The organism is Bacillus sp. SN1 (genome assembly GCF_002796895.1).
Taxonomy (GTDB): domain Bacteria; phylum Bacillota; class Bacilli; order Bacillales; family Bacillaceae; genus Bacillus; species Bacillus inaquosorum.
On the sequence record NZ_PHIE01000005.1, the window covers coordinates 1 to 25,793 of the forward strand.

Genomic DNA, 25,793 nt, shown 5'->3' on the forward strand with positions numbered 1-25,793 from the left:
CTCTCAATTTGTTTGGTGGCGATAGCGAAGAGGTCACACCCGTTCCCATACCGAACACGGAAGTTAAGCTCTTCAGCGCCGATGGTAGTCGGGGGGTTCCCCCTGTGAGAGTAGGACGCCGCCAAGCTTTTATCATAAATTATTATCATCGCGGGGTGGAGCAGTTCGGTAGCTCGTCGGGCTCATAACCCGAAGGTCGCAGGTTCAAATCCTGCCCCCGCAACCAAAATATATAAATGAAATAAGGAGTGCCCGAAGGGTGCAGCCAAAGTCATTTTATACAAATATGGTCCGGTAGTTCAGTTGGTTAGAATGCCTGCCTGTCACGCAGGAGGTCGCGGGTTCGAGTCCCGTCCGGACCGCCATTATTGTAAACGAAACGATCATGTTTTCGTTTTTTTTTTGTTTTCTTTTACTGTATCTTCTGCTTGGTGTCATAGCCAAGCTTTCTTTATATGGGCAACATCTTGGATATTCCAGCAAAATTCGATACACTAGGAAGAGCACATATAGGCATAAGCAGGTTGAGAGGAGGTTTTGGTTCATGGATGAATTTGATTTGATACATAGCATTACTCCGCGGACCATTCACCATTCTTCCGTTGATGTAGGAATTGGTGATGATGCAGCGCTCTACACTGCGAAACACGGTGTTCAGGAAATTGTTTGTGTCGATACTATGGTAGAAGATGTGCATTTTAAATTACACTATTCCTCACCTGAAGATATTGGGTATAAGGCGTTAGCCGTTAATATAAGTGATATTGCCGCGATGGGAGGCATTCCGAAATTTTATTTGGTATCACTTGCGGTACCTTCAAAATGGACGAAATCTGAAATCAAGGCGATGTATGAAGGAATGAATGAACTGGCGAAACTATATCATATGGATCTGATTGGCGGTGATACAGTCTCTACCTCTGACAAATTAGTCGTCACAGTCACTGTAATCGGTGAAGTTGAAAAGGGACGGGCCTGTTTGCGCAGCTTGGCAAGACCGAATGATATTGTGTTTGTAACCGGTGAAATCGGTTCATCTGCAGCAGGACTTTCTTTATTATTAGATGAGACTAATCCTCAAAACTCAACTATAGACACGGCTTACTTTATCAACAGGCATAAACGGCCTCAGCCAAGAGTAAGCGTCGGCAGATTATGCTCGAGTTTTAAGCGGGCAGCTTTGAATGATATCAGTGACGGATTAGCTAGTGAACTGAATGAACTTGCAGAAGCCAGCTGTGTTTCAATTGAAATTGATGAAAGCATGCTTCCAGTCCATTCAGATTTGCCTAAGCTTCATCCTAACTGGAAAGAATGGGCTTTGTTTGGCGGTGAGGATTTTGAGCTCACAGGGACGGTTTCAAAGGAGGAATGGGAAGTGTTGAAGCAGGAGTGCGAAACATGTCAACTGCCCATTGCAAAGATTGGCCATGTCAGAGAAAAAACAGAATCCAATGTGATCCTAAAAACAGATAAAACAACAATAACCTTAGAGAAAAAAGGATATAATCATTTTAAATAAGACGGGTGACTCGTGTGAAGCAATTAAAGTGGAGAACTGTAAATCCTGAAGAAACAAAGGCGATTGCTAAGCTGACAGCATCGTTTGCTAAACCGGGAGACGTCCTGACATTAGAGGGCGATTTAGGAGCCGGAAAAACGACTTTTACGAAAGGTTTTGCGGAAGGACTTGGAATTACACGTGTTGTAAACAGTCCGACTTTTACAATTATAAAAGAATATAACGATGGTACACTTCCTCTATATCATATGGATGTGTATAGAATGGAAGACGAAAGTGAAGATTTGGGGCTTGATGAATATTTTCACGGACAAGGTGTCTGTCTTGTTGAATGGGCCCATTTAATTGAAGAACAGCTGCCCCAGGAGCGACTGCAAATTGTCATTAAAAGAGCTGGTGATGATGAGCGGGAAATGACCTTTACTGCTGTCGGGAATCGGTATGAAATGCTTTGTGAGGAGATAAGTAGACATGACAATATTAGCGATTGACACATCAAATTATACGTTGGGCATTGCGCTGCTTCGAGAAGACACCGTCATAGCAGAACACATTACATATTTGAAAAAGAACCACTCTGTAAGAGCGATGCCTGCTGTTCATTCATTGCTGAATGATTGTGATATGACACCGCAGGATCTTTCTAAAATTGTCGTTGCCAAAGGCCCTGGTTCATACACAGGAGTAAGAATAGGTGTGACGCTTGCCAAAACACTTGCCTGGTCTTTACATATTCCGATTGCTGCTGTATCAAGCCTTGAGGCGCTTGCGGCAAATGGACGGCATTTTGACGGTCTGATCAGTCCTATCTTTGATGCAAGACGGGGACAGGTGTATACAGGTCTGTATGAATACAAAAACGGGCTTTTGGAGCAAGTTGTTGCTGATCAAAATGTGATGTTAGCCGAGTGGCTGGAGATGCTAAAAGAAAAGGATCGCCCTGTTTTGTTTTTAGGTCATGATACTTCTATTCACAAGCAGTTGATAGAGGATGTGCTTGGGACAAAAGGGATCATTGGAGCTGCTGCTCAGCATAACCCGCGTCCATCAGAATTGGCTTTTTTAGGGACGGAAAAAGAAGCAGCTGATGTTCACGGGCTTGTCCCTGATTACTTGCGGCTGGCAGAAGCTGAAGCGAAATGGATTGAAAGTCAAAAGTAGGGTGATAGGATGAAAACAAAAGCAGCGGTCAGAAACATGCAGCTTGATGATATTGATCATGTATACGAAATCGAAACATCCTCTTTTACGTCTCCTTGGACGAAGGATTCGTTTTATCATGAGCTGATGGAAAATCCGTATGCTCATTATCTTGTGGTTGAAAAGGACGGCCATGTTGCTGGGTATTGCGGGATTTGGATCGTGATGGACGACGCCCAAATTACAAATATAGCGATAAAACCGGAGTATCGCGGCCAGTCTTTAGGAGAAACGCTTTTTCGCTCAGCGATTGAACTGTGCAAAGAAAAAGACGCAAGACGGCTTTCGCTTGAAGTGAGGGTTTCTAATCATCCTGCTCAAGGCTTATATAAGAAGTTCGGGATGCAGCCCGGCGGAATAAGAAAGAACTATTATACTGATAACGGGGAAGATGCGTTAATTATGTGGGTGACGATAAATGAGTGAGCAAAAAGAGATTTACGTATTGGGAATTGAAACAAGCTGTGATGAGACAGCGGCAGCTATCGTAAAAAACGGAAAAGAAATCATATCGAACGTAGTGGCCTCACAAATTGAAAGCCATAAGCGCTTCGGAGGCGTTGTTCCGGAAATTGCTTCAAGACATCATGTTGAGCAAATCACTTTGGTCATAGAAGAAGCTTTTCGTAAAGCCGGCATGACGTATAGTGATATTGATGCGATTGCAGTAACTGAAGGTCCGGGACTGGTGGGAGCGCTTCTTATCGGAGTGAACGCTGCTAAAGCATTGAGCTTTGCGCATAACATTCCGTTAGTTGGCGTCCATCATATAGCCGGTCATATATACGCGAACCGTCTTGTAGAAGAGATTGTGTTCCCGGCACTGGCATTGGTCGTTTCAGGGGGCCATACGGAATTGGTTTATATGAAGGAACACGGATCATTTGAAGTTATTGGGGAAACTCTCGATGATGCAGCAGGAGAAGCTTACGACAAAGTGGCGCGAACGATGGGACTGCCGTATCCGGGAGGACCGCAAATTGACAAGCTTGCTGAAAAAGGGAATGACAATATTCCGCTTCCTCGCGCATGGCTCGAAGAAGGCTCTTACAATTTCAGCTTCAGCGGGTTGAAGTCTGCGGTGATCAATACGCTTCATAATGCGTCTCAAAAAGGACAAGAGATTGCTCCGGAAGATTTGTCTGCCAGTTTCCAAAATAGCGTGATAGATGTCTTGGTGACAAAAACGGCCCGTGCGGCAAAGGAATATGGTGTCAAACAGGTCCTTTTAGCCGGAGGGGTAGCTGCAAACAGAGGCCTCAGAGCCGCATTAGAAAAGGAATTTGCCCAGCATGAAGGGATTAAGCTCGTCATTCCTCCGTTAGCGTTATGTACGGATAATGCTGCAATGATTGCTGCTGCTGGTACAATTGCTTTTGAGAAGGGCATTCGCGGTGCATATGATATGAATGGCCAGCCTGGCCTTGAATTGACTTCTTATCAAAGTCTCACGACATAATGGAGTGAGGCTTTTTATCTGTTATTAACAGATAATTCTCAATTTATCCACATATCTGTTAGTAATTATGAAGATATCGATGGATAAAGGGCTGAAGACACTGTTAATAAAGTGGATAAATTCAGAATATTTTGTGGATAATGTGTGTAAAGCGCTTACTTCGTTTACTTGTAAGGTTATTTTCTGTGGATAAAAAGCACCTCTAAAAAGAGGTGCTTGACTTTTTTAAGATTCTTCTGTGGATAGTTCTTCCCACTCGGACAAAAGAGTTTCCAGCTCCTGATTGAGCTTCTCGTTGTCTGCATGGATCGCTTGTACCTTTTCATGGTCTTGATAGACTTCAGGATCACAAAGCAATTCATCATTGTGACTTATGTTTTCTTCAATGGCTTGAACAGCGGTTTCAATTTCTTCAATCCGACGGAGCCGTTGGCGCTCTTTCTTTTTCCATTCTTTTTCTTCTTCATATGAACGTTTTGAGTCGGACTTTACCGCAGCAGGAGTTTTTTCGGTTTCCTCTTGCTGATTCATTTTCTCCAGTTCAAGCTGCTCTGTTTTTTTCTCGGTATAATAATCGTAATCTCCCAGATACTCCTCTATATGGTTTGGAGAGAGTTCCAATACTCTTGTGGCGATTCTGTTAATAAAATATCTGTCATGTGAGACAAATAACAGTGTGCCTGGATAATCAATCAGCGCGTTTTCGAGAACTTCTTTGCTGTCTAAGTCCAGGTGGTTCGTCGGTTCATCAAGGATGAGAAAATTGGCTTTTTGCAGCATCAGCTTAGCAAGAGCCAATCTTGCTTTTTCGCCTCCGCTCAGTGAATGGACGGGTTTCAGCACATCATCTCCGGAGAATAAGAAATTGCCGAGACAAGTTCGGATTTCTTTCTCTGGAAGACCAGGGTACTCATCCCACAGCTCATCAAGGACGCGTTTAGAGGAAGTCAGTTCAGCCTGCTCCTGATCATAGTAGCCGACACTGACGTTCGAGCCGTATGAGATTGTTCCATGATCTGGCTTTAGGGTGTCCATTAATGTTTTCAGCAATGTCGATTTACCGATTCCGTTAGGGCCGACAAGCGCGGCGCTTTCTCCTCTTGTGAGCATGAACGACACTTCTGTTAAAAGCGGCGGCTGGTTTTCATAGCTGATTGTGAGATCCTGAACACGCAGGACTTCGTTTCCGCTCTGTTTTGTAATATCAAAATGAAAGTTTGCGGATTTTTCATCGCCGAGCGGTTTTGACATGACTTCCATTCGCTCCAGCTGCTTTCGGCGGCTTTGTGCTCTTTTTGTGGTAGAAGCTCTCGCCAGATTTCGGTCTACGAAGTCCTGAAGCTTTGCGATTTCATCCTGCTGCTTTTCATACATTTTAATATCTTTCTCATACTGCGCGGCTTTTTGGTCGAGATAAGCGCTGTAGTTGCCGTGATACTTTTTGCTTTCAGCTCTTGATACCTCGTATACTTGGTTTACCACTTTGTCCAAAAAGTAGCGGTCATGCGAAACGATCAGAATGGCGCCTGAATAGCCCTGCAAATAATGTTCAAGCCAGGTTAGCGTATCAATATCGAGATGGTTTGTCGGCTCATCGAGAATGAGCAAATCAGGCTGTGTTAACAGAAGCTTACCAAGGGCCAGCCTTGTTTTCTGACCTCCGCTGAGGCTTTGCACCTGTGTTGAATCGTCAAAATGGCTGAAGCCGAGTCCATGCAGCACAGATCTGACATCTGCTTCATATTGATAGCCGCCTTTATCTCTGAATTCCTGCTGAAGCCGGTCATAGGTTTTCATGATGCTTTCCAATTCACCGGGATCAGCTGCAGCCATTTTTTCTTCGATAGCCCGCATTTCCTTTTCCATTGCTTTTAAGTGGTCAAAAACAGTCAGCAGCTCTTCTTTTATGGTAAGCTTAGAATCCAAGCCCGTATGCTGGGCAAGATATCCCATTGTAATATCTTTTGGTTTAATGATTTCGCCCTTTTCATACGAAAGCTGGCCTGCGATAATTTTAAGCAGCGTGGATTTTCCCGCGCCATTTCTTCCTACAATGGCAATGCGATCACGATTTCTGACTTCCAGCTTTATATTGTTTAAAATAGTATCAGCGCCAAACGATTTGGACAGCTGATTAACTTGTAAGATCATCATATTATTTCACCTCTGCTATAATAAGTTAAGTGTAGCTTATGAATCAGAAGTCAGCAAACAATACATTGGCCGAATAAGACATAGAGAAGAAAATAGTGTATGATCTGTTTAAGGAGAGTTTTAATATGAATGGATTTTCTCATTTTAATGAACAGGGCAGAGCCCAGATGGTGGACATCAGCGAAAAATCTTCGACTGTCCGTACTGCGGCAGCTGTTTCAAGCGTACATATGAAGAATGAAGTGTACGAGAAAATACAAAGTCATGATATCGGCAAAGGAGATGTACTGGCTGTTGCGCAGGTGGCAGGCATTATGGCCGCAAAGCAAACGTCCAATATCATTCCGATGTGCCATCCGCTTTCACTGAGCGGGGTAGATATATCGTTTGACTGGAAAATAAAAGAAGCAGAAGTTATACTTCATATAAAAGCACAGGTCAAAACGAAAGGGAGTACAGGTGTGGAAATGGAAGCGCTCACTTCTGCATCGGTGTGCGCTCTTACCGTTTACGATATGTGCAAGGCCCTTGATAAGGGAATGGTCATCGGCCCTACTTTCTTGATGGAGAAGACGGGCGGGAAAAACGGTGACTTTAAAAGAGAACTATCCGAGTATAATTTGGAGGACCAAAAATGAATAAGGATCAATCAAAAATTCCGCAGGCGACGGCAAAACGGCTGCCGCTTTACTATCGCTTTTTAAAGAATCTGCATGCATCAGGAAAACAGCGTGTATCATCCGCTGAACTCAGTGATGCCGTAAAGGTTGATTCTGCCACGATTCGCAGGGATTTTTCCTATTTTGGAGCTCTTGGCAAAAAAGGATATGGATATAATGTGGATTATTTGCTGTCATTTTTCCGAAAAACGCTTGATCAGGATGAGATGACAGACGTTATCTTGATTGGTGTCGGGAACTTGGGAACAGCATTTCTTCACTATAATTTCACAAAAAATAATAACACAAAAATTTCTATGGCTTTTGATATAAATGAGAGTAAAATAGGAACTGAGGTAGGCGGCGTGCCTGTCTATAACCTTGATGACCTTGAACAACACGTAAAAAATGAATCAGTTGCCATTCTTACAGTGCCAGCAGTTGCCGCTCAATCCATTACAGACAGATTGGTCGCGTTAGGAATAAAGGGAATTCTTAATTTTACGCCGGCCCGTTTGAATGTGCCGGAACACATTCGAATTCATCATATAGATTTAGCTGTAGAGCTTCAGTCACTGGTTTATTTCTTGAAGCATTATTCAGTTTTAGAGGAAATCGAATAGAGGGAAAGGAGGAGCCCAAATATGCCGATCGGTCCTGGAAGCCTTGCTGTTATCGCAATCGTTGCTCTGATTATCTTCGGTCCCAAAAAGCTGCCTGAGTTGGGGAAAGCTGCGGGAGACACACTTCGTGAATTCAAAAACGCTACTAAAGGATTAACGAGTGATGACGAGGAAAAAAAGAAAGAAGATCAGTAAGTTAGGATGACACGAATGAAAGTGAATCAAATGTCGCTGCTGGAGCATATTGCTGAGCTTCGAAAACGGTTGCTGATTGTAGCGCTGGCGTTTGTCGTTTTCTTTATCGCGGGATTTTTTTTAGCGAAGCCGATTATTGTATATCTGCAAGAAACAGATGAAGCGAAGCAGCTTACGCTTAACGCGTTTAATCTGACAGACCCGCTTTATGTGTTTATGCAGTTTGCGTTTATCATCGGCATTGTCCTGACCTCGCCGGTTATTCTTTATCAGCTTTGGGCTTTTGTGAGCCCAGGCCTCTATGAGAAAGAGCGCAAAGTAACGCTCAGCTACATTCCGATCTCTATTTTGCTGTTTTTAGCGGGCTTATCTTTTTCATATTATATTTTATTTCCTTTTGTTGTTGATTTTATGAAGCGAATCTCTCAGGACTTGAATGTCAATCAGGTGATCGGAATTAATGAATATTTTCATTTTCTTCTGCAGCTGACGATTCCGTTTGGACTGTTGTTCCAAATGCCAGTCATCCTCATGTTTTTGACCAGGCTTGGAATTGTGACACCGATGTTCTTAGCGAAAATCAGAAAGTATGCGTATTTTACGCTGCTGGTGATAGCTGCCCTGATTACTCCGCCTGAGCTTTTGTCTCATATGATGGTCACTGTCCCGCTTTTGATTTTATATGAAATCAGTATTCTTATATCGAAGGCCGCTTATCGGAAAGCGCAGAAAAGCAGTGCTGCCGATCAGGACGTGTCTTCCGGGCAATAATAAAAAATCCATTTCTCATTGAGAAATGGATTTTCTTTATTTCTGGTTCTTTTTGATTTTAAAAGAAAAGGCGAACATCTTAAAAGAAATGCTGATGTTGTAAGCGGCGAACACCATCAGCAGGATGGAGTAAAATGACCACATGCTGCCTGGCGAGCTTGCGGCAAGATAAGTAAAGATGCACCCTACGGCAAAATAGATCATTCCCCAAACTACCGGGTTTCTCATAAAAATAATCCTCCAATAATCAATTGCATTTGTGTGCTCTGCTGTTCAAGGTACTTCTGAACAGGCTCAAGCTGCATGATGACGACAAATGTATTCATCATGACATGGGCGAATATCGGCACCCATATCCGTTTTGTTCTCGCATACAAGAAGGCAAAGGTAAAGCCCATTGCTGTATAAAGAAGAAGATGCTTTAAATCAGCGTGAACAATACCGAAAATAACCGAGCTGATCAGTCCGGCAAAGAAGAAATTCGTTTTTTCGTACAGTGTGCCGAAAATGATTTTTCTGAAGATGATTTCTTCTAATATAGGCCCGACGACAGAAGAAACCATAATCATGAGCGGGACTGCCTGAATGACATCCAGAATAGCTTGTGTATTTTCTGATTCTCTTCCGATGCCAAATACATAATATTCAATAGAGCCTGCTATTCCTTGAGAGAAGAGGGCAATGAAAAAACCGGCTATCGCCCAAAGGATAGAAAGTCCGACGGAGTCTTTCCGGCCGTTTCGCAGCGTTGTTTTCGGAACAGTTCTCAGAATAAGCAGAACGACAACGAGACAGGCGATAAAGCTGATAACGGACCATAATCCTTGTGCGTGCAGCATATTCTCATTTGTAGGCTGTCCTCCGGCATAACCGAATTTAAATAACAAGGGAATCCCGATTAATGCGGAAAACTGCATGATGATATATGTCAAAATAATAAACCAATACTGTTTTCTCAAATGGTATGTACTCCTTTGTTAAATGGGTTTCGTTCATCTACAGCTATTGTAACATAATCGGAACGGCGGTGAAAAAGCTAAGGGAAAAGGGAGCTGAAAAGAATCATGTAAGCGTGAAAAAATTTTTATCTTATCACTTGAAATTGGAAGGGAGATTCTTTATTATAAGAATTGTGTTAGCACTCTTTAGTGTCGAGTGCTAAAATTACATATTCATACTATTGAGGAGGTTATTACATTGTTAAAGCCATTAGGTGATCGCGTTGTCATTGAACTCGTAGAATCTGAAGAAAAAACTGCCAGCGGAATTGTGTTGCCGGATTCTGCAAAAGAAAAACCGCAAGAAGGCAAAATCGTGGCAGCTGGTTCAGGTCGCGTGTTAGAAAGCGGAGAGCGCGTTGCTTTAGAAGTAAAAGAGGGCGACCGCATTATCTTCTCAAAATACGCAGGTACTGAAGTGAAATACGAAGGTACTGAATACTTAATCTTACGTGAAAGCGACATTTTAGCTGTTATCGGCTAATTCTTAAATAAACAATACTTAAAACATTTGAGGAGGTCTTGTAAACATGGCAAAAGAAATTAAGTTTAGTGAAGAAGCTCGCCGCGCAATGCTTCGCGGTGTCGATGCACTTGCTGATGCTGTAAAAGTAACTTTAGGACCAAAAGGACGCAACGTGGTTCTAGAGAAAAAATTCGGTTCTCCGTTAATCACAAATGACGGTGTAACAATCGCTAAAGAAATCGAACTCGAAGACGCGTTTGAAAACATGGGTGCGAAGCTTGTTGCTGAAGTAGCCAGCAAAACAAACGACGTTGCCGGTGACGGTACAACAACTGCGACAGTTCTTGCGCAAGCAATGATCCGTGAAGGCCTTAAAAACGTAACAGCAGGCGCTAACCCTGTAGGCGTGCGTAAAGGTATGGAAAAAGCTGTAGCGGTTGCGATCGAAAACTTAAAAGAAATTTCTAAGCCGATCGAAGGCAAAGAGTCTATCGCTCAGGTTGCTGCGATCTCTGCTGCTGATGAGGAAGTCGGAAGCCTTATCGCTGAAGCAATGGAGCGCGTAGGAAACGATGGCGTTATCACAATCGAAGAGTCTAAAGGCTTCACAACTGAGCTTGAAGTTGTGGAAGGTATGCAATTCGACCGCGGCTATGCGTCTCCTTACATGGTAACTGACTCTGATAAGATGGAAGCGGTTCTTGACAATCCTTACATCTTAATCACAGACAAAAAAATCACAAACATTCAAGAAATCCTTCCTGTGCTTGAGCAGGTTGTTCAGCAAGGCAAACCATTGCTTCTGATCGCTGAGGATGTTGAAGGCGAAGCACTTGCAACCCTTGTTGTGAACAAACTTCGCGGCACATTCAACGCAGTAGCTGTTAAAGCTCCTGGCTTCGGTGACCGCCGTAAAGCAATGCTTGAAGACATCGCTGTCCTTACTGGCGGAGAAGTCATCACAGAAGATCTTGGCCTTGACCTGAAATCTACTCAAATCGCTCAGCTTGGACGCGCTTCTAAAGTTGTCGTTACAAAAGAAAACACAACAATCGTTGAAGGCGCTGGCGAAACAGACAAAATTTCTGCCCGCGTGACTCAAATCCGCGCTCAAGTAGAAGAAACAACTTCTGAATTCGACAGAGAAAAATTACAAGAGCGTCTTGCGAAACTTGCTGGCGGCGTAGCTGTCATCAAAGTCGGCGCTGCGACTGAAACTGAGCTGAAAGAGCGTAAACTTCGCATCGAAGACGCCCTGAACTCAACTCGCGCAGCTGTTGAAGAAGGCATCGTATCCGGCGGTGGTACAGCGCTTGTAAACGTATATAACAAAGTCGCTGCAGTTGAAGCTGAAGGCGATGCTCAAACAGGTATCAACATCGTGCTTCGCGCGCTTGAAGAGCCAATCCGTCAAATCGCACACAACGCTGGTCTTGAAGGATCTGTCATCGTTGAACGCCTCAAAAACGAAGAAATCGGCGTAGGCTTCAACGCTGCAACTGGCGAATGGGTAAACATGATCGAAAAAGGTATCGTTGACCCAACGAAAGTTACACGCTCAGCTCTTCAAAACGCTGCGTCTGTAGCTGCAATGTTCTTAACAACAGAAGCCGTTGTCGCTGACAAGCCAGAAGAAAACGCTGGCGGCGCAGGAATGCCTGATATGGGCGGCATGGGCGGTATGGGCGGTATGATGTAATCATAGCCCCTAAAACCCAGTAAAAATGGGGTTTCTAGACTCTTATCTACTCTAAAAATAACCGAATAGTAACAAAAGGGTAACATTTTCTTGAATAAGGGTAGAGGTTTTCCATGAGTTCTTTGAACTTTTGGGAAGCCTCTTTTTTTCTCTTTTGTTACAAGTAAATAAACAATATGATGTTCATTTCCTTCTATATTATAAAATAAATTCATTAAGAACCTTCATCAGTCAAGATATTATTTTTCCATATTACAAAAGTGGAATCATAAAAACTGTAACAATTCTCCCGAAACCTCTACCACTTCTCTTTTTTAATGATTTAAAACTCAATATATTTGAATCTATTGCGTTTGGTTTTTAGGACGTTTTAAACTTTCGGTAATGAACATTTGGATATTGATTCGAAGCAGTTGCGCATTGTACGGTTAAAATGAAAGATATATTAAAAAAGATTGTTTATCGAATCACTCGAATTAAAGAAAATTGTGTTGGAAGGGACTTTTTTGTACTTGGCCAGGTCGAATTTTGGAAATGAATAAGCAGGTTCTTTTTTGATTTTATAATTTAAGGAACATAAGCAGCTGTTAGACAAGGATTTTAAATATAGTAATACATTTGAAGAAGAAGTTATATAAACTATAACAATGTTAATTATACAAACAAAACTATGAGAAAGATTAATTAAAAAGCTTGAATAACAAAATAAAGCGAAGGTTTACTTTTTTATGTAAAATCAAACATTTTTGGACAATCATTGTGTATAATTATTACAGAACCTAGAAAGAAAGGGGATTTTCAGGGTGGATTTAACGGGAATTTCAAGAAGGAGTAGTAATTTTATAACTTTAAAAGGTGTTATAGGAAAACAATTTAACCACCAAGTAATATCTATTCAATGTACTGTAAATGAGGTTTTGAAGTTTTTAGAGATAGATCAAGATGTTCAAAGAGAAGCAGATGAAAATAAAATTTCAAGTATAAAAAAATATATTCAATATGGATTAGAAGGAAATGATATTTATTTTCCCCCTCTTATATTTTCAGCTAGAGGGCAAGGAATTTATGATGAGGACCAACTACAATATAGGTTGCAATCTGACGAAAAATTGGTGATTTTAGATGGTCAGCACCGTATAAAGGCGTTTGAAATTTTGAAAAGACAGCTTCAATCACAAAATGATTTGACTAGCTTGGATAAAGTAAAAGATTTTCCTCTAACTATCCAAGTTTTTGTTGATTTATCTATCGATAAAGAACGTCAATTATTCACAGATATAAACTCAAAATCATCTCCAGTAAATAACACCCTGTTAATTATGTATAAAGAAAATGATCTTTATGGACAGCTAGTTAAAGAAATTGTCTATAATCATCCAACTATACCTGAGGATCTTTTTGAGATTAGATTAAAGGCAACACGATCAAAACTACTAACAGCAGCTACGCTATACCTAGTAGCAATAGCTTTGAATGATGGGGGATTTAGTAGAGATTCACGTAAAACAATAAATGAAAATAATTTTTCACAATATAAATTCAAAACAGAAAAATTTCTTACACTACTAAGAAAGTATGCCCCAATTGATGCCTTAGATAGGGATAAATATGTGATTTTTTACCCTAATGTAATTCTAGGAATTGCTAAGTTTGTCAATTTAGCACTTAAGGAATATCCGGATATAACCATGGAAGATTTGTTTGAAAATGTTGTAGGGAAAATTAACTGGTCACACAAAAATAAAGATTTTGATCGGTTAGCTACAAATTACAATTCCCAAACAAAAAAATACAAATTTGGTGCAAGAGGGAAATCAACAGTTGAAATGTCTAAGTTTTTGTTAACCCTTTACTGTAATTCGAGGGGGAAATAATATGTCAACAGTTACTATATTTGGAACTATAGATATTATAAATGGAAATAAAGAAAAAGGGATGCTCTCATCTCAAATGAAAATAAGAGATATTTTAGAGCTTTATAAAATTGATAAAAATATAAATAGGGATATATCATATGGAAGAATTCCGAAAATTGTTAAATACCTTGAGAACCAAGATAATGAAATGGGTATTTTCTTTCCGGCTATGGTTTTTTCGTTCAGAGGTAACCCAATTAATTATTATAGTAAGGATTTCGAGTTAGAATTGCCACTTGAAAAAAAACTTATTGTAATTGACGGCCAACATCGTATAAAAGCAATGGAGCGGCTTTTAGAAAACACAGATGATAAAAATAAAAGGGAGAAAATATTAAATTCATTTCTTACAGTTCAGATATACTTTGGGCTACAAATTGAAGACGAAAAGAATTTGTTTGCTGATATTAATTCTAATGTTAAAAAAGTTTCAATGTCTCTAATAACTAAATTTGATACTAGAGATGTTTTAAATGTACTAGTTACAGAGCTATATGAGGTTTGTGATGCACTTCAAACTGCTAAAATTGAATTTAATAAAAGTAGGTTAGCTAGACCAGGAAATGATTATTTTTCAACTAGCTCTCGACTTAAGGAATTAATCAGCATAATACTTTTTGGGAAAAAGAATCCAAACCAGAAAGACACTGCTAACTTAACACAACAATATGATGATATAATTGTTTTTTTAGACAAGTTGTTTACAGAACTCTTTAGGAATTTACCACCTAATCCAGGAAACGTTTTAGAAAATATACTTGGGCATTATGCAACACAACATGCTCTTGGATATTATATAAATGATGCAATAATTATAAATGAAACAAAAATTGAATGGATAACTAATTGGGAAGAAGATATTGAAGCACTATCCCAAATTAGTTGGAATATCACGAATTCATTGTGGAAGAAATTTTTAATAGTGACAAGAAAAAATACTCCTTATGAATATTCAACGATTGAGGAATATCAATCAAATCAATTGTTTGATGTAATAAAAAATGAAATAAATTCTTAATTTTTATAGGAAGAGTATTTGTTAAATCTTCATTAAAGAAAAAGGAATTGTGGATAAAGTGGAGTAACAAAAAGGTAATATAACCTTATGTTACTCCATTAAGTTATTAAATAGTTTTATATCTCCCATCTAAAGAAAAAGCGTTTATAACCCGGATTAGTTTGCATGCGTAATTAACATCTTTTATAACTTGAAGGTAATAGAGGTAGTCTGAAATGTATTAAAAATCAGTTTGTCAAAAAAGATTTCTCATGTCTTTCTTTTATATAGGAAGTAAAAAGATTATTAAACTCTTTTTGTGAAAAAGAAAACGCATTGAGTCCAATTTTATATCGTGACATTTCTCACAATCACCTTATGAAATTGTTCCACCTCACCCCGAATCCCAATAGCAGGCTCCCAAGAATCAATCAAACGAATCGCTTTTTGATTGAATTCCATCGCTTTCGTTTTCTCTCCTTTACGGTACAACAACTGTGCCATCCCATAATAATAATAGATCAACTCAACCTGATTCGCGTTGTGTTTGTCATAGAGCATTTGCTCAAAGGCTTCTTCTGCTTTCTCAAACTGATCACACTTCACATAAGCAACACCCAAATTGAAATAGGCTTCTATCGTTTTTTCGCCGCCGTACGTGGAGCTGATCTTATTTGCCGCTTCGTATAATTGAATGGCTTCTTCATCAAGGCCTCTCGCAAAGCTTAGGTCTCCGCGTACCAGTAGAACCCTGTGTTGAATCGTTGGAGAAATCGGTTGATCTTCGATTTCGTTTAAAATTACTTCTGCTTTTTCCTGTTGCCCGGCTTTTAAAAACAGCCTTGCTTGCAGTGCGTGACCCCATACGTTTAAATCGTGGGCATCGTGATTTTCAGCGTCTGATTGTTCCAGAATCTTCAGTCCGGCCTCAATTTGCTGAAGCGCCCCATCTAAATCATTGACTTCCATCAGTGCCCAGCCTGCTGTGTCGATTCGGAAGAACGCTTCTCGTGTGTGCTTGCCTAATTGGTGGGCGGCGTCGGCGGCTTTGCATCCGTATTCGATTCGCAGGGGCAGGTTGATTCTGCTTAGAAAATGGCTGATGCGGGTGATGAGTTCGATTAGGATTTCTTTTTGTTCGGTTTCACTTGCCCATTGGATGACCTTTAAGATGTTTGGCCATTCTTTTTTCATTTGATCTAAATTCCGTCCCAGCAGGTAGCTCCAATAGATAGAGTTGGGCTGTTCCCGTTTTAAATGGGTTTCGGCATAATCAATATAATAATGCGCCCAGCGGCTGCGGGCTTCTTTTTCATATTCGTGATGTTCAGATAAGTGCTGTTCTCCGTAAGTGACAACCGTTTGATGCGCTAAGTACTGTGTCCGTCCTTCGCTTCGTTCCGGCTGAATCAGAGCAAAAGACCGCATTTGTTCCATAGCGTAATGAAAACGGCGGGCGTCTAATCCGGCCGCTGCCGCCAGGCTTTTCTCATCTGGCGGCTTGCTGAAAAAGCAAAGCGTCTGCCAAAGCTTTCGTGTATCTTCATTGCATCTGTCCCAGGTGCGGCCAAAGAGGAATTCAAACAATTCCAGCAGTGAGTAGCCTGCTTTTCCAAGCTCATGAATCAGCTGCTGAGCGGGGATGTCATCGTCTGACATATAGGCGATGCTGAGTGCCATGGCTTTCGGGTTTCCGGCCGTTGCTGAAATGAATTCGTTCTTCAAGTCAGATGATAGGTGTAACAGCTGCTCCAGCTTTTCCCGTTTATTTTGAATGTTGCATGTTTGTAAGCAGCGGTGCACTTCTTGCTGAAAAAATTCAAGGGCATCTGTTTGTTCAAGGCCGCTCAGCTGGATGGCTGCCATTTCTCCGAAGCCTTCCCGATAGGTTTGCTTTACGTTTTCCCGTGCTGTAAGGAGAACTTTTACGCCTTGCGGAAGGCTGGTGATAAATTCGTGAATGTCACGTTCTGCGGTATCAATGCTGTCAACAATCAGCAGTACCGGTTTTTCTCTAGTGTAATTGGCTAACGCGTTGCGGACGACGAACCGTTTTTCATTGATTGATTTATCAATTTGTTCAGCACGCCCGAGCTGATAGGCGATCGTATTTAAAAAATCACTAAAGCTTAAACCTTTCCAATCGGCGCTGACCCAGATGATACTGTTGAATGCCGGCCAATCTGAAGAATTGCCGACACAGGAATAGGCAGCTTCAAGAGCGATTGTGGTTTTACCCATGCCGGCCCAGCCTGTGATTAAACAGACTGGTGACGGAGAAAGCATCCATTGTCGTATTGCTTCCATATCAAAGCTGCGTCCGATAAAGTGTCCGGACCAGCGTGACGGTAAGTTATGTGTGCTAGGCTGTTCTGTAAGCGCATTCGTTTCTTGGCTTGGTTTATCATGAAACAGCCGTTTTACTACATTCTCAATTTCATTTTCACTTGGAGCCCCGAATAATCCGTCTTTTCGCAGCGTTTTCGCTTTTTTGAGACAAGACGCCGCCCAGACAGGCAATGCGGGTTTGATGACTGGGATGGTGGTGGTTTCCAGCAGGCCGGTCAGCCACTCGATATCCAAGTCGGTCTTTTCGAGAATGATCCAGATCATTCCGAACAGTTTTCCGTCGTCAATTCTTCCGGGAATATAGTTTGCACCCATCTGTCCGATCCAGCTTTTGATCGTGTTAGAGGAGACCCCCAGCTGGAGTGCGATTTTATCTATATAAGAATGTCCTGTCTTTTCATTCTTTTTCCTTCTGACTTTATAATCAGGATGAAGTTTTAGTGATTTGACGCCAGGTGCCAGCAGTTGTGCAAATTGTTTTCGGTTTTCAAGTTCAGCCATAAGCCTGCACCTCCTATTAGTACTATTTTATCAATCCAGCGTTTTTTGTATATGAGAAAATAGTAAAGTACAGTGCGGCTGTCCTTTTATACAGCAGGAAAGGCTGTTGAACGTGCTGAAAAGCAGATAAAATGAGGGCAGTAACAGAGAAAACAAAAATGTATGCACTTACATTTTATTTTCTGAAGAAAGGAATTTGCCAAATGACTCACACAGTACCTCAAAACATGAAAGCGGCTGTTATGCACAACACAAGAGAGATCAAAATTGAAACATTGCCTGTGCCTGACATCAATCATGATGAAGTGTTGATTAAGGTGATGGCTGTCGGGATTTGCGGATCAGATCTGCATTACTATACAAATGGCAGAATAGGCAACTATGTAGTGGAAAAACCATTTATCCTTGGCCATGAATGCGCGGGAGAAATTGCCGCTGTCGGATCGTCTGTCAATCAATTTAAGGTGGGAGACCGCGTCGCTGTTGAACCGGGTGTCACGTGCGGACGCTGTGAGGCGTGCAAGGAAGGACGCTATAACCTTTGTCCGGATGTACAGTTTTTGGCTACGCCGCCGGTAGATGGCGCGTTTGTTCAATATATCAAAATGCGTCAGGACTTCGTTTTTTTGATCCCAGACTCCCTTTCCTATGAAGATGCGGCTTTGATTGAACCGTTTTCTGTCGGCATTCATGCAGCGGCGAGAACAAAGCTTCAGCCGGGATCAACGATTGCGATTATGGGAATGGGCCCTGTGGGGTTAATGGCTGTTGCGGCAGCTAAAGCATTTGGGGCAGGCAGAATTATCGTCACTGACTTAGAGCCGTTACGGTTAGAGGCTGCGAAAAAAATGGGAGCGACTCATGTCATTAATATCCGTGAACAGGACGCGCTTGAAGAGATTAAAACGATCACAAATGATAGAGGCGTTGATGTTGCTTGGGAAACAGCGGGGAATCCAGCGGCATTGCAATCTGCACTGGCTTCTGTGCGCCGGGGCGGGAAACTGGCGATTGTCGGTTTGCCTTCACAGAACGAAATACCGCTTAATGTGCCGTTTATTGCGGACAATGAGATTGATATTTACGGGATCTTCCGTTATGCCAATACGTATCCAAAGGGAATCGAATTTCTCGCTTCCGGCATTGTGGACACGAAGCATCTTATAACCGACCAATATTCGCTGGAGCAGACGCAAGAGGCGATGGAGCGGGCGCTTCAATTTAAGAATGAATGTTTAAAAGTGATGGTGTATCCAAATCGCTGAGTGAACAGGGAGGATCTTTGTATTCTCCCTCTTGTTTACTGGAAATGAAAACGGATTCTTGGGGTGGGAAATGATGATTGAAACAGAAAAAGCAACGGCATTGAAGGCGAAGCATCAGTCAAAATCAAGCAACGGACTGTCCTGGTTTGAACGAATCGGATATGGTTTCGGTGATATGTCGTATAATATTGTCTTTCAGTTTGTAAACGCATACTTATTATTCTATTATACAGACGTCGGCGGTATTCAGCCTGCGGTGATCGCCACTTTGTTTCTTGTTGTGCGGGTGCTGGATGCTATTTTTGACCCGATTATGGGATTGATTTTAGACAAAACGAACACAAGGTGGGGAAAGGCAAGGCCATATCTGTTGTGGGTGGCATTCCCTTTTGCGCTTTTTACCTTTTTATGTTTCACGACGCCTCATTTCGGTCAGACGGGGAATATGGTATATGCGTACATCACCTATATTCTGCTTGGGATGTCCTTTAGTATGCAAACGATTCCGGTGAACAGCTTAACGGGGCGGATGACGAATTCTGTGGAGGAACGAACGGTTCTGACAACAACCCGGATGATTTTGGTGTATATCGGAATTCTTTTATCTATTTCCTGTGCGACACCGCTTGCAACTGCTATAGGAGGGGAAAATCAGGCGTTTGGGTTTCAAATGACGGCGCTCATCTATGCGGCGGTCAGCATCGTTTTGAACCTATTCAGTTTCTTTACGGTGCGGGAGCGGATTCAGCCTAAAAAGAGAAAAAAACAAGGGATCAAAAAGACGTTATCCGTTTTATTCCGAAACAAACCTTTGCTTATGTTAATTTCATCATTTTTGGCTTTTGCGATCGGGTTTAATATTAAGCTCAGCACAATGGTGTACTATTTTACGTATAACGTAAACCATAAAGAATTTGTATTTTTGGGAACGGTTTTATTTTTCGGAGCAGCGCTGATCAGCAATTTGTTTATCCCTTTCTTTTCTGAGAAGTGGGGCAGAAAACAAGTCATGATCATCACGGCAGGTCTATCGCTTATTTCTTATGCCGGCCTGCATTTCACGCCGTATTCTTCTATTACACTCATTTTTATTTGGCTTTTTGTTTCCGGATTTTTTACAACGCCTTTAAATACGCTTGCTTGGGGAATGGTTGCGGATTGTGTCGATTATGCAGAATGGAAAACCGGAGTTCGCGCGGATGGTGTGGTCATTTCCAGCATGAGCTTTATTAATAAGCTGGGTGTTGCGTTAGCCGGGTCATTTTCGGCCATTTATTTAGGGATTGCCGGGTATGTCGCGAATGCAGACCAGACAGTCACGTCATTGAATGCGATTAAAAATATGAATGCTTTAATTCCGGGATTATTCATTTTGCTTTCTATTATTCTCATTGCCTTCTATCCTTTAACTGAAAAAAGATATAAGCAAATCATCTCTGAGCTGGAGAAAAGGTCTGCAAAATAAATATATGTAAAATTTTTAATATTCAATGTTGTATTTATGGCAGAAAGTAATATACTGAGACTGTAATCTAGACTTTATAAATGAGTGTGATAATATGCGTAGTCATTCTGTTGTTTGTATTGGAGAATTGTTGATCGACTTCTTTTGTACCGATGTTGATGTTGATTTAATGGAAGGACGCCATTTCTTAAAAAGTGCCGGCGGTGCACCGGCGAATGTGTCAGCAGCCATTGCCAAGCTGGGCGGAGACGCCGCTTTCAGCGGAAAAGTAGGCCAGGACCCTTTTGGGTATTTTCTAAAGCAAACCTTAGACGCTGTAAACGTCGATACCTCTATGTTGGTCATGGATGAGAAAGCGCCTACAACGCTTGCTTTTGTTTCATTAAAACAAAATGGGGAGCGCGATTTTGTTTTTAATAGAGGCGCGGACGCTTTGTTTACACTGGAGGATATTGACCAGGAAAAACTAAACGAAGCGAAAATCCTTCATTTCGGCTCTGCAACGGCATTGTTATCAGATCCGTTTTGCTCAGCCTATTTACGGCTTATGTCGATTGCGAAAGACAATGGACAGTTTATTTCGTTTGACCCTAACTATCGTGAGGATTTATGGAAGGGAAGGGTTTCAGAGTTTGTAAGTGTCGCAAAAAAAGCGATTGCTTTAAGTGATTTTGTGAAAGTTAGTGACGAGGAGCTTGAGATTATCAGTGGTGCGAAGGATCATGAAGAGGGCGTTGCGATCCTTCATGAGATCGGAGCTAAAATTGTCGCTGTGACACTTGGGAAAAGCGGAACGCTTCTTTCGAATGGAAAAGATCATGAAATCATTCCAAGCATTCCGGTTACATCAATTGACTCAACAGGAGCGGGAGATGCTTTTGTCGGTGCGGCTTTATATCAATTGGCAAACACAGATCAGATTCAATCTGTAGTTGCTGATTTTGCGAAGCTGCGTGAGATTGTGTCATTTGCCAATAAGGTGGGAGCTCTTGTGTGCACTAAAATTGGAGCGATTGATGCACTGCCTAGCATGAAAGAAATTGAAGTTTCTCTATAAAACATCGGGGATGTTTCTTGAAAGTCTTTGGACTTTTAGGAAGCATCCTTTTTTGTTTGTCTATTCTCGTTCAGGCCATTTTCGGGCACCGGCTTGGACAATTCCCAGCAGCAATTGACGCCGTTCCTTTAAAGAATTGATGGGAGTTTGGAATGTTTGCTTTGATAAAGTTGGAATGCCTGATTCTTGAAGCTTTGTGATATCTGGTTCCGGCGGTGCTTGTTCAGCCGGATGGATATAGGCTGTATGGACGGTATCCAAGTAGTTTTTGATACTTGACCGCGTTTCTTTGATGTGAAGCTGGTTCGGCTGATATTGATCAGGAATGCCGTATTTCAAAATGGTTAATGCTTCATCCAATACGGTGACAGCTATAATGGATGATTCCTCACGCTGCGTGCTATGGTAAAAATGAAGGATAGGGAAGGCATTATGCTGAGCGGTCAGCTTGCCCAGCTCTGATGAGAATGTGATAAGAAGGAAATCAATGTCGTGAAAATCTTTGCCGTTCCATGCGTTCTGGACGATTTCTGTTCCGTCATGCCCTAGACTTAATACACTTTGGGCAAAGGAGCGCTTTTGATTAACCGCACTCAAGACGGAAATTAAATACGTGACAGAAAAGGTGATGGTAAGAAGGCCTTGAGCTGTTTCAAGGACAGTGACAAGCCTCCAGAGGTCCCCGTTCGGTGCGAGGTCGCCATTTCCTAATGTAAACATGACATAACCGGTAAAATAAATTCGATCTGACCAGGATGCCGGTTCTTTCGATTGAGTTCCGACGAGTGAATGAGGGTCACTCGAGAAAATCAAAACCCACCCGCTCCAAAATAAACTGATCCATATCACTAACGTTAGGCATAACAGCAGAGGACCTGCCGTGCTGAGAACCTTTGCATGGTCTCCGCTGATTTTGCGGCAGCCTTTCCACAGCCATGCAGACAGACATCTTGTGATGGGGCCTGCACCGCTCTCTAACCATAATGTAGTCCATAAAAAATCAATCATTCCCGCTGTCAACAATATAAGGCCTGCAATGACATATACCTCATTCAATTTTGTTGCCTCCCCTAAGCCAGTCATCATTTATTTTCCTTTTCTATTTCCTTTTATCTCAATTCTGAAACAATTGTTCGGATGTTTGATAAGAAAGTCATTGCAGAAAAGATAGGAGAAGTTACTCAACACTTACTCATTTTGTCGATATGAGCAGATGAACAGAAACTCACAGGAATTTTGACTTGATTTCCACATTATTATGAAGAAAAAAGTTCATTTTCCCCTTGAATTGGTCATTTTGCTTTTATTGAGTAAAAAATTTTCAGAAATTTATATTGACTGAAAGCGTTTTTATAATTATGATAATATCAGATGTAACAAAAATGTCACTATTATATCACTACAATAGAACTATGAAGTGACTATAAAATAACAAGTTATGAAGTATATGTGCAAAGAAATACCCACTGTTCTTTTAGTGGAAAATGAAATCGCTTCCAAGAGAACTGACATGCTAAGAAGAAGGGAAGGTTATGAGGCCATTGGAGAAAAACAGGATGAACTTTTTTCTGCAGCCTGCTTACGACATGTGAGGAAGGCAGCAGCCCTAGAATAAGTTTTTGAAATACGCATTGACCGATTTTGAAAAAGACTGGGGGAAACAGTATGAATAAACAAGGCAATCAAATGTCATTTTTACGTACAATTATTTTAGTCTCGACTTTCGGCGGTCTCCTCTTCGGTTATGATACCGGCGTGCTCAATGGGGCTTTGCCGTATATGGGAGAGCCAGACCAGCTTAACCTCAATGCCTTCACAGAGGGGCTTGTCACCAGTTCACTTCTTTTTGGAGCCGCGCTCGGTGCTGTGTTTGGCGGCAGGATGTCTGATTTTAACGGCCGCCGCAAAAATATTTTGTTCCTCGCTGTTATATTTTTCATTTCAACGATCGGGTGTACGTTTGCTCCAAATGTAACGGTCATGATTATTTCCCGTTTTGTGCTTGGCATTGCAGTCGGTGGTGCATCAGTTACGGTTCCTGCTTATTTAGCGGAGATGTCTCCTGTGGAAAGCAGGGGGCGGATGGTGACGCAGAATGAATTAATGATTGTATCAGGACAGCTTTTGGCCTTTGTTTTTAATGCAATCCTAGGAACAACAATGGGAGACAACTCCCATGTGTGGAGATTTATGCTGGTCATTGCGTCGCTTCCAGCCGTATTCCTGTTTTTCGGAATGATCAGAATGCCTGAGAGTCCTCGCTGGCTCGTTTCTAAAGGGAGAAAAGAAGATGCTTTGCGGGTATTGAAAAAAATCAGGGATGAAAAGCGGGCTGCATCTGAGCTGCAAGAAATTGAATTCGCTTTCAAAAAAGAAGATAAGCTTGAAAAAGCGACGTTTAAAGATCTTTCAGTCCCATGGGTGCGCCGGATTGTGTTCATTGGAATCGGGATTGCGATTGTACAGCAAATTACAGGTGTAAACTCGATTATGTATTATGGGACTGAAATTTTAAGAGATTCTGGTTTTCAAACGGAGGCCGCTTTAATCGGAAATATCGCGAATGGCGTGATCTCGGTATTGGCAACATTCGTTGGAATCTGGCTGTTAGGGAGAGTAGGCCGCCGGCCGATGCTGATGACAGGCTTGATCGGTACGACAACGGCATTATTGCTGATCGGGATATTCTCACTTGTGCTCGAAGGATCACCGGCTCTTCCATATGTGGTCCTGTCATTAACGGTTACATTCCTTGCTTTCCAGCAGGGGGCAATTTCACCAGTGACGTGGCTGATGCTTTCTGAGATTTTCCCGCTTCGCCTTCGCGGTCTGGGAATGGGCGTCACAGTATTCTGTCTGTGGATGGTGAATTTTGCAGTCAGTTTCACTTTCCCGATATTGCTGGCCGCCATTGGCCTGTCCACAACGTTCTTTATCTTCGTTGGATTAGGAATTTGCTCTGTCCTGTTTGTGAAGAAGTTTTTACCGGAGACGAAAGGGCTTTCGCTTGAGCAGCTGGAGGATAGCTTCCGCGCTTATGATCGCGGCGAGGCGAAGAAAGAGTCTGGCGCTGAAGTGATTGGATAAGATAAAAAAGAATCCGCATACGGGCGCGGATTCTTTTTAGTTTCAAATTAGTTAGGTCTGACAAGGATTTTGACTTGGTTTTTCTCTTTTATAAGAGACCCGAAGCCTTCCTCGATCAAATCGTCTAACACGATTTTTTTCGTTACGAGTTTGTCAGCTGAGAAATAGCCTTCTTTCATTAATGACAATACAGCCGGGAAGATGTCGCGGTATCCGATAATTCCTTTTACTGTACGTTCTTTGATTACGATATCGTTCGGGTGGATTTCAGCGCCTTTTTCCCAAATGCTGACGATGACTGTTTCACCGGCAATTGTAGTGGATTGGATCGCTTGCCGTAATACAACTGGAACGCCTGTGACTTCGAATGATACGTCAACACCGCCGCCGGTACGCTCTGCAATCTCAGCGACTACATCGTCTGTTTTGGACGGATCAACGATGATGGCTCCAAGCTCCTCAGCTTTTTGCTGGCGTTCAGGTGAAAGCTCAACAGCGTAAATATCAGTCGCACCAGCAGCCTTCAGCGCTTCAATCACAAGAAGTCCGATCGGGCCGCAGCCGAATACAGCCGCTTTGTCGCCAGCTTTGATTTTGCTTGAGCGGACAGCATATAAAGCGACCGCAGAAGGCTCAACGAGCGCACCTTGTTCATATGATAATTCATCAGGAAGCTTGAACAACAGCTCTTCATCTACAGAGACGTATTCAGAGAAACCGCCGCCTCCGCCGGCTAAGCCGAGGAATCCCATTTGTTCATCAAGGTTGTAGGCACCTTGGTGGCCGTGTGTCGCAAAAATCGGTTCGACTACGACGCGGTCTCCTGCTTTATAGTTTTCAACGCCTTCTCCAACTTCAACAACTTCACCGGAGAATTCATGGCCCATTGTGACAGGTGCTGTTTCATTCGTTAATGGATGCGGTTTGTCAACCGGAATAAAGATCGGGCCGCCCAGATACTCATGTAAATCACTGCCGCAGATGCCGCACCATTTGACTTTGATCTTTACTTTTCCCGGCTCTGTTTTTGGCTCTTCGATATTTTCAATACGGATATCCTTTTGGTTATGCCATCTTGCTGCCTTCATGGATTACCACTCCTATATCTTTTGATATGAGTAATTCCGCATTGATCAATATGAACTGTTCACAAAATCGCCATTTTTAAAACCAAAAAAGAAATGAAATTTTTATATAATATAATCTACGTTTTTTTGAAAAAAGAAATTTTGAAGAAAAAAGAGTCTCGCACACTCTTTTTTCTTTATATGAGAGTATGAATCGTTTACATAGCTATGAATTTGGTTTGAACAATACGGTAATGGTTCGTTCATATTGAATGCGACAACTACTCTATCAACAATTATAACGCTAACACTTCAATTATAATAGGATAATCTTCCATGGTTT

General features: G+C 41.9%; 23 protein-coding genes, 2 tRNA genes and 1 rRNA gene. 20 read left to right on the plus strand and 6 right to left on the minus strand.

Annotated features, from left to right (window positions below; translation table 11 throughout):
* The first annotated feature begins 11 nt into the window (after positions 1-11).
* From rrf to tsaD, 8 genes are all read left to right on the plus strand, one after another.
* Positions 12-127: ribosomal RNA gene (gene rrf, locus CVV77_RS16575) — 5S ribosomal RNA — on the plus strand.
* Between the two features lie 22 nt (positions 128-149).
* A tRNA-Met gene (locus CVV77_RS16580) sits at positions 150-226 on the plus strand.
* Between the two features lie 62 nt (positions 227-288).
* Positions 289-365, plus strand: a tRNA-Asp gene (locus tag CVV77_RS16585).
* 179 nt (positions 366-544) lie between these two features.
* The gene (thiL, locus tag CVV77_RS16590; protein WP_100275956.1) at positions 545-1,522 is read left to right on the plus strand and encodes a thiamine-phosphate kinase; all 978 of its coding nucleotides are present in this window, start codon (positions 545-547) and stop codon (positions 1,520-1,522) included.
* Positions 1,523-1,536: 14 nt separating this feature from the next.
* Positions 1,537-2,013, plus strand: coding sequence for a tRNA (adenosine(37)-N6)-threonylcarbamoyltransferase complex ATPase subunit type 1 TsaE (tsaE, locus tag CVV77_RS16595; RefSeq protein ID WP_019257637.1), 477 nt, complete (start codon positions 1,537-1,539; stop codon positions 2,011-2,013).
* A complete protein-coding gene (gene tsaB, locus CVV77_RS16600; protein ID WP_100275957.1) occupies positions 1,994-2,683 on the plus strand; it encodes a tRNA (adenosine(37)-N6)-threonylcarbamoyltransferase complex dimerization subunit type 1 TsaB in 690 nt (229 codons plus the stop codon). The genes tsaE and tsaB overlap by 20 nt, the downstream gene beginning before the upstream one ends.
* A gap of 9 nt (positions 2,684-2,692) precedes the next feature.
* Complete coding sequence (gene rimI / locus CVV77_RS16605; protein WP_060398049.1) at positions 2,693-3,148, plus strand: ribosomal protein S18-alanine N-acetyltransferase; 456 nt, start codon at positions 2,693-2,695, stop codon at positions 3,146-3,148.
* Positions 3,141-4,181: a tRNA (adenosine(37)-N6)-threonylcarbamoyltransferase complex transferase subunit TsaD gene (tsaD, locus tag CVV77_RS16610; RefSeq protein ID WP_100275958.1), complete on the plus strand. Its 1,041-nt coding sequence runs from the start codon at positions 3,141-3,143 to the stop codon at positions 4,179-4,181. The genes rimI and tsaD overlap by 8 nt, the downstream gene beginning before the upstream one ends.
* A 225-nt stretch (positions 4,182-4,406) precedes the next feature.
* On the opposite strand, the gene CVV77_RS16615 is transcribed toward tsaD, so the two are convergent.
* Positions 4,407-6,335, minus strand: a complete 1,929-nt coding sequence (locus CVV77_RS16615; RefSeq protein ID WP_084994829.1) for an ABC-F family ATP-binding cassette domain-containing protein — start codon at positions 6,333-6,335, stop codon at positions 4,407-4,409.
* 125 nt (positions 6,336-6,460) lie between these two features.
* Between CVV77_RS16615 and moaC the strand changes: the two genes are divergently transcribed.
* Genes moaC through tatC form a run of 4 tightly spaced genes read left to right on the plus strand, consistent with a single transcriptional unit; the run spans position 6,461 to position 8,583 of the window.
* On the plus strand, positions 6,461-6,973 hold the full coding sequence (gene moaC / locus CVV77_RS16620; protein ID WP_042977932.1) for a cyclic pyranopterin monophosphate synthase MoaC: 513 nt from the start codon (positions 6,461-6,463) through the stop codon (positions 6,971-6,973).
* Positions 6,970-7,617, plus strand: a complete 648-nt coding sequence (locus CVV77_RS16625; RefSeq protein ID WP_003225686.1) for a redox-sensing transcriptional repressor Rex — start codon at positions 6,970-6,972, stop codon at positions 7,615-7,617. The genes moaC and CVV77_RS16625 overlap by 4 nt, the downstream gene beginning before the upstream one ends.
* A 21-nt stretch (positions 7,618-7,638) precedes the next feature.
* Positions 7,639-7,812 carry a sec-independent protein translocase protein TatAY gene (tatAY, locus tag CVV77_RS16630; protein WP_003225684.1) on the plus strand — a complete coding sequence of 58 codons (174 nt, stop codon included), beginning with the start codon at positions 7,639-7,641 and terminating at the stop codon, positions 7,810-7,812.
* A 6-nt stretch (positions 7,813-7,818) separates the two neighbouring features.
* On the plus strand, positions 7,819-8,583 hold the full coding sequence (gene tatC, locus CVV77_RS16635; RefSeq protein ID WP_015252680.1) for a twin-arginine translocase subunit TatC: 765 nt from the start codon (positions 7,819-7,821) through the stop codon (positions 8,581-8,583).
* A gap of 36 nt (positions 8,584-8,619) precedes the next feature.
* On the opposite strand, the gene CVV77_RS16640 is transcribed toward tatC, so the two are convergent.
* Both CVV77_RS16640 and CVV77_RS16645 read right to left on the minus strand, forming a co-directional pair.
* Positions 8,620-8,811 (minus strand): YdiK family protein, encoded by a 192-nt coding sequence (locus CVV77_RS16640; protein ID WP_003225680.1) that lies wholly within the window; start codon positions 8,809-8,811, stop codon positions 8,620-8,622.
* Positions 8,808-9,542: a CPBP family intramembrane glutamic endopeptidase gene (locus tag CVV77_RS16645; RefSeq protein WP_019257642.1), complete on the minus strand. Its 735-nt coding sequence runs from the start codon at positions 9,540-9,542 to the stop codon at positions 8,808-8,810. Before CVV77_RS16645 ends, CVV77_RS16640 begins: the two co-directional genes overlap by 4 nt.
* Before the next feature lie 238 nt (positions 9,543-9,780).
* On the opposite strand from CVV77_RS16645, the gene groES reads away from it, so the two are divergent.
* From groES to CVV77_RS16665, 4 genes are all read left to right on the plus strand, one after another.
* Positions 9,781-10,065 carry a co-chaperone GroES gene (gene groES, locus CVV77_RS16650; RefSeq protein ID WP_003155970.1) on the plus strand — a complete coding sequence of 95 codons (285 nt, stop codon included), beginning with the start codon at positions 9,781-9,783 and terminating at the stop codon, positions 10,063-10,065.
* Positions 10,066-10,111: 46 nt separating this feature from the next.
* Positions 10,112-11,746 carry a chaperonin GroEL gene (gene groL / locus CVV77_RS16655; protein WP_004397771.1) on the plus strand — a complete coding sequence of 545 codons (1,635 nt, stop codon included), beginning with the start codon at positions 10,112-10,114 and terminating at the stop codon, positions 11,744-11,746.
* An 803-nt stretch (positions 11,747-12,549) separates the two neighbouring features.
* Entirely contained in the window at positions 12,550-13,620 is a 1,071-nt protein-coding gene (locus CVV77_RS16660) for a DNA sulfur modification protein DndB (protein WP_157796815.1), read from the plus strand.
* Position 13,621: 1 nt separating this feature from the next.
* Complete coding sequence (locus tag CVV77_RS16665) at positions 13,622-14,680, plus strand: DNA sulfur modification protein DndB (RefSeq protein WP_100275960.1); 1,059 nt, start codon at positions 13,622-13,624, stop codon at positions 14,678-14,680.
* Positions 14,681-15,007: 327 nt separating this feature from the next.
* Here CVV77_RS16665 and CVV77_RS16670 read toward each other — a convergent pair whose 3' ends face one another.
* Positions 15,008-17,509 (minus strand): tetratricopeptide repeat protein, encoded by a 2,502-nt coding sequence (locus CVV77_RS16670; RefSeq protein ID WP_100275961.1) that lies wholly within the window; start codon positions 17,507-17,509, stop codon positions 15,008-15,010.
* A gap of 203 nt (positions 17,510-17,712) precedes the next feature.
* Between CVV77_RS16670 and gutB the strand changes: the two genes are divergently transcribed.
* From gutB to CVV77_RS16685, 3 genes are all read left to right on the plus strand, one after another.
* Positions 17,713-18,774 carry a sorbitol dehydrogenase gene (gene gutB, locus CVV77_RS16675; RefSeq protein WP_100275962.1) on the plus strand — a complete coding sequence of 354 codons (1,062 nt, stop codon included), beginning with the start codon at positions 17,713-17,715 and terminating at the stop codon, positions 18,772-18,774.
* 73 nt (positions 18,775-18,847) lie between these two features.
* Positions 18,848-20,239 (plus strand): MFS transporter, encoded by a 1,392-nt coding sequence (locus tag CVV77_RS16680; protein ID WP_100275963.1) that lies wholly within the window; start codon positions 18,848-18,850, stop codon positions 20,237-20,239.
* A gap of 94 nt (positions 20,240-20,333) precedes the next feature.
* On the plus strand, positions 20,334-21,296 hold the full coding sequence (locus CVV77_RS16685; RefSeq protein WP_100275964.1) for a carbohydrate kinase family protein: 963 nt from the start codon (positions 20,334-20,336) through the stop codon (positions 21,294-21,296).
* Between the two features lie 60 nt (positions 21,297-21,356).
* On the opposite strand, the gene CVV77_RS16690 is transcribed toward CVV77_RS16685, so the two are convergent.
* Positions 21,357-22,352 carry a potassium channel family protein gene (locus tag CVV77_RS16690; RefSeq protein WP_100276111.1) on the minus strand — a complete coding sequence of 332 codons (996 nt, stop codon included), beginning with the start codon at positions 22,350-22,352 and terminating at the stop codon, positions 21,357-21,359.
* Positions 22,353-22,961: 609 nt separating this feature from the next.
* Between CVV77_RS16690 and iolT the strand changes: the two genes are divergently transcribed.
* Positions 22,962-24,383, plus strand: a complete 1,422-nt coding sequence (gene iolT / locus CVV77_RS16695; protein WP_019257651.1) for a myo-inositol transporter IolT — start codon at positions 22,962-22,964, stop codon at positions 24,381-24,383.
* A gap of 47 nt (positions 24,384-24,430) precedes the next feature.
* On the opposite strand, the gene bdhA is transcribed toward iolT, so the two are convergent.
* Positions 24,431-25,471, minus strand: a complete 1,041-nt coding sequence (gene bdhA, locus CVV77_RS16700) for a (R,R)-butanediol dehydrogenase (RefSeq protein ID WP_004397748.1) — start codon at positions 25,469-25,471, stop codon at positions 24,431-24,433.
* Positions 25,472-25,793 lie beyond the last annotated feature (322 nt).